Origin of the sequence: Streptomyces torulosus (assembly GCF_001419765.1) — a bacterium.
Taxonomy (GTDB): domain Bacteria; phylum Actinomycetota; class Actinomycetes; order Streptomycetales; family Streptomycetaceae; genus Streptomyces; species Streptomyces torulosus.
In genome coordinates, this window is the sequence record NZ_LIRK01000730.1 from 1 (window position 1) to 4163 (window position 4163).

The 4163-nt window shown below is 70.4% G+C and carries 6 protein-coding genes; 2 read left to right on the top strand and 4 right to left on the bottom strand.

Annotated features, from left to right (window positions below; all coding sequences use genetic code 11):
- Nucleotides 1-55: 55 nt before the first annotated feature.
- From AOK23_RS38645 to AOK23_RS38655, 3 genes are all read right to left on the bottom strand, one after another.
- Nucleotides 56-871 (bottom strand): SAM-dependent methyltransferase, encoded by an 816-nt coding sequence (locus AOK23_RS38645; protein ID WP_055717145.1) that lies wholly within the window; start codon nucleotides 869-871, stop codon nucleotides 56-58.
- A gap of 122 nt (nucleotides 872-993) precedes the next feature.
- On the bottom strand, nucleotides 994-1206 hold the full coding sequence (locus AOK23_RS38650) for a DUF397 domain-containing protein (protein WP_055520851.1): 213 nt from the start codon (nucleotides 1204-1206) through the stop codon (nucleotides 994-996).
- A 67-nt stretch (nucleotides 1207-1273) separates the two neighbouring features.
- Entirely contained in the window at nucleotides 1274-2149 is an 876-nt protein-coding gene (locus AOK23_RS38655; RefSeq protein ID WP_055717141.1) for a helix-turn-helix domain-containing protein, read from the bottom strand.
- Nucleotides 2150-2496: 347 nt separating this feature from the next.
- Here AOK23_RS38655 and AOK23_RS38660 point away from each other — a divergent pair, with 347 nt between their 5' ends.
- Together AOK23_RS38660 and AOK23_RS52140 are read left to right on the top strand one after the other, a co-directional pair.
- A complete protein-coding gene (locus AOK23_RS38660; protein ID WP_055717142.1) occupies nucleotides 2497-2961 on the top strand; it encodes an ATP-binding protein in 465 nt (154 codons plus the stop codon).
- Nucleotides 2962-3382: 421 nt separating this feature from the next.
- Nucleotides 3383-3574: a hypothetical protein gene (locus AOK23_RS52140; RefSeq protein WP_055717143.1), complete on the top strand. Its 192-nt coding sequence runs from the start codon at nucleotides 3383-3385 to the stop codon at nucleotides 3572-3574.
- Nucleotides 3575-3629: 55 nt separating this feature from the next.
- Here AOK23_RS52140 and AOK23_RS38670 read toward each other — a convergent pair.
- Nucleotides 3630-4163 (bottom strand): GTP-binding protein (locus tag AOK23_RS38670; protein WP_055717144.1); only part of this gene is annotated, 534 nt, incomplete at its 5' end.

Sequence of the window (4163 nt, forward strand, 5' to 3'; positions counted from 1 at the left end):
ATAAGGGACAGGTGCGGGGCGGCGCCGGGGGAGAGCCGGGAGCGCCGCCCCCTGGTTACGGCTTGCGGGCTATCGCCCCGTACATCGCGATGTCCTCGTCGCGGATGTTCTGCTCGCCGGTGCCGTCCGGGTGCCACTTGTGGACCTGGACGATGCCCGGCTCGACGAGTTCCAGGCCCTCGAAGAACTCATGGGCCTCGTCGATGGTGCGCAGCCGCATCGGCATGTCGCGGGCCGCGTACTCGCGGGCGACCCGGCCCACCTCCTCCGGCGCGAACTCGGCGGTGCCGATGGTCATCGCGAGGTAGCTGCCGGACGGCAGGGGTTCGAGGAGCCGGCGCACGATGCCCACCGCGTCGTCCTCGTCCAGGACGAAGTGGACGATCGCGATCACGGTGAGCGCGACCGGCTGGGAGAGGTCGAGGGTCTCCAGGAACTCGGGGGAGCCGAGAACGGTCTCCGGGTCCTGGAAGTCGGCCTCGATGTACGCGGTCCTGCCCTCGGGGGTGCTGGACAGCAGTCCCTGGGACAGGGTGAGGACGATGGGGTCGTTGTCCACGTAGACCACCCGCGACTCGGGGGCCACCGACTGGGCGATCTCGTGGAGGTTGGGGGAGGTGGGGATGCCGGTTCCGATGTCGAGGAACTGGCGCATGCCGGCCTTCTCGGCGAGCCAGCGCACCGCGCGGTTCATCCAGTCGCGGTTGGCGCGCATATGGACCGGCAGGGCCGGCCACTCGTGCGCCATGGCGTCACCGGCCTCCTTGTCGGCCGGGTAGTAGTCCTTGCCGCCGAGGATGTAGTCGTAGATGCGCGCGGAATGCGCGTGCTCGGTGTCGATCCGGTCGGCCGGCCATCCGTTGTCGGGCAACGCCGCCCCTCCCATCAGGTCGTTCGGTCCAGGTGCGTGGTCGGGCAAAAGCCCGGGGTCCGGTGTGCGTCGAACCCCGGTTCAGCAAGTGGTGCGTCAACACAGCTTGGCAGCAGGGGGGTTCACAGCAGGAAGTCGGCCTCGCCCGCCTTCACTCCGGCCAGGAACGTGGTCATCTCCCGTGGGGTGAAGACCAGCGCGGGGCCGTCCGGATCGGTCGACTGGCGTACGGCGACCCGGCCGTCCGCCAGCTTCTTCACCTCCACGCAGGCACCGCCCGCGTCGTCGCTCCAGGGCCGGCGCCAGTCGTGGGCGCCGAGGTCGCGGGCTGGCATGCCGTTGCGTACGTCGCGGATGTCACGTATCGAGTGGCGCACTTCCTGGGATATGTCGTGGTGCACGTCAGAGCTCCTTGCGTAGGGCGCCGAGGAGGGCCTCGGTCTTGCGGGGCGGCGCGGACTGCGCGCCCAGCCGGTCCATGGCCTCGCGGTAGACGACAACGTCGCCCCCCTTGTCGAGGTACACCGCGCCCACCAGACCGTTGAGATAGACGATGTCCGGCAATTCGGGTGCCCTGAACCGGAAGAGATGGAACGCACCGGCCCGCATCGCGGGATGCGGGCCGTTCCGGAACGGCATCAGCTGCACCGTCACATGCGGCAGCCGGTTCATCTCGATCAGATGGTCGATCTGGGCGCGCATCACGTCCGGCCCGCCCACCGGCCATCGGAGCACCGTCTCGTCCATCACCACCCACAGCCGAGGCGGCTGCTCCCGCGTGAGCAGTTCCTGGCGGCGCATCCGCAGCGCCACCCGGCGCTCGGTCGCCTCGGTCGCCGCGTGCGGATTGCCGGCGCCCAGCAGGGCCCGCGCGTACGCCTCGGTCTGCAGCAGCCCGTGCACGAACTGCGCCTCGTACGCGCGGATCTGGAGCGCCGCCTGCTCCAGGCTCAGATACGCGGCGAACCAGTCGGGCAGGACGTCCCGGTAGGTGTGCCACCAGCCGCGTTTGTTGGCCTCGCGGACCGATTTGAGGAAGGTCTCGATCTCCTGCTGGTCGCCCACCCCGTAGACCTGGAGCAGTTTCTCGACGTCCGGCAGGCGCAGCCGGGCGACCTTGGCGGCTTCCATCCGGCGGATCGTGGAGTGACTCACCCCGATCGCCTCACCGGCCTGCTCGAACGTGAGGCCTGCGCGGGTGCGCAGTTCCTCCAGTTGCCGGCCGAGGATCATGCGCAGTACGGAGGGGGCCCCGCCCCAGTCGGTCTCCGCGGTCACGCCCACCTCCTCGCCTCGATGACGCAGTCTGGCACGATCTTGGCGCGAAGGATGGCCTCCTGCGATCGACGAATTGCAAATTTCAACTTGCTGGTTGCGAGGTGTTGTTCACGGATGCCAGAGTGGGAGCACCGTCACGGCTTCGGTGAACGCTGGGGCTGCGCGGCCAGGTTGGGGGAGATGTGGCCGCAACTCAGCGCTGTGCGCAGCGAGTTGCACGACCCTCGCGGCGTATGGCGAGGCCGGCCGTGGCACCGGCACCACTGACGGTGCGAAGGGCCCACGAAAGGCATACGGCGATGGCTCCGCCCCTCCTCCCCCAGTCGTCGGACCGGTTACCCCCGGCCATGTGTCCACCCACCCAGAGGGTGGCCGCCTACGAGCCTCACAGAGCGGGCGTTTTCGGACTGCCCGCGGTGCCCGCCTCGGCGGGTGAGGCACGCAGAACGGTCCGCGAACTGCTCGAAGAGTGGGGAGTGACTCCGGACCTCCGCGAGGACGCCCTCCTCATCACCTCCGAACTCGTCACCAACGCGCTGACCCACACCACGAGCGAGTGGATCGTGTGTCGGCTGCACCTCACCGGGCAGCGGCTCCGCATCGAGGTCGAGGACCAGAACTGCGGTCACGCCCAGCCCGCCCGACGCCGACCCGGACCCGACGACCAGAACGGACGCGGGCTCATGCTGGTCGGCATGCTCAGCAGCGACTGGGGGGTCGACGAGACCCCACAACGGTCCGGTCGCGTCGTCTGGGCAGAACTGCCGTCGGAGGGCCGGGAAACCGCCGAGCCCGCCCCTCCGACGGCGTGACCTTCCACCGGGACCGCACGACCGGGTCCACGCTTCCCTCTCCGCACGGCGAGAGGGAAGCACGGTGAGCACATAGGGCCCTTCTGACGGATCTCCGCGGCGTCACGGCCCCCGGCACGCCCTCTCGCCGCACCGCGCGAAAGCCCCCGTAGCGCCGCTACGAGGACTTCCACGCGGCACGGCGAGAGCACGCACCGGACGCCGCTCCTTCTCCCACGGAGATCCGTCAGAAGGGCCATAGCCCTGGATCGACGTCTGGTCCTGTCGGCCGCCGCGCACGTCGACCCGGAGAGGACGATGCGCCCGATCGCCGAACGCGGCCGGGCCCAGGTGGTCGGGCCACGGCGGGCGCCGAAGGCGCGTACCACCTGGCCGGCGGTGTGCTCAGCTGTGTTCCGGCGGTGACCCACCGGCGCCGGTCGTGGACTCCGACGGCGCCGGGGACGCGTTCGCGGCGGGCTGTCTCTTCGGCCGTCTCACCGGCGGACCATCGCACCGGTGCGGCCTCTTCGGCGCCATCGCCGGCGCGTACGCCTGCACGGTCCCCTCGATCCGCACCGACGCGATCGGCCGCGCCGAACTCCTCGCCCACGCCGCAGAGCTGGAGCCCTGAGCGGCGCGGAGGCGCGGAAGCCCGTGCCGGGGGCGCCGCGCCGCGGGCCCGGCCGTCAGAGCTGTCCGCTCGCCGCCAGCCGGGCCTCAGCCTGGGCGCGGGCCGCTTCCAGCACCGCCAGCAGGACCGTCTTGCTGGACTGGCGCTCGCGCACGTCACACAGCACGACCGGCGTCGACGGGTCGAGGTCGAGGGCCTGGCGGACCTGCTCGGCGGTCGCCTCCCTGCGGCCGTCGAAGCAGTTGACGCCCACGGCGAACGGAATGTCGCGGGACTCGAAGAAGTCGATCGAGGCGAACGACGCGTCCAGACGGCGGGTGTCCGCGAGGACCACGGCCCCCAGTGCGCCCGTCGACAGGTCGTCCCACATGAACCAGAAGCGGTCCTGACCCGGCGTACCGAAGAGGTAGAGCACCAGCTCCGGCGAGATGGTGATACGGCCGAAGTCCATGGCGACCGTGGTCGAGGTCTTCTTCTCGACGCCCGCGAGGTCGTCCACGCCCACGCTCGCCGCGGTGATGCGCTCCTCGGTCTCCAGCGGGGCGACCTCACTCACCGAGCCCACCATCGTGGTCTTGCCGACGCCGAA

Bases quoted from the DNA above. Each gene is read 5' to 3' on its own strand.
- AOK23_RS38650 (WP_055520851.1), bottom strand. From the start codon at position 1,206: ATGCCAGCCCGCGACCTCGGCGCCCACGACTGGCGCCGGCCCTGGAGC.
- AOK23_RS38660 (WP_055717142.1), top strand. From the start codon at position 2,497: ATGTGTCCACCCACCCAGAGGGTGGCCGCCTACGAGCCTCACAGAGCG.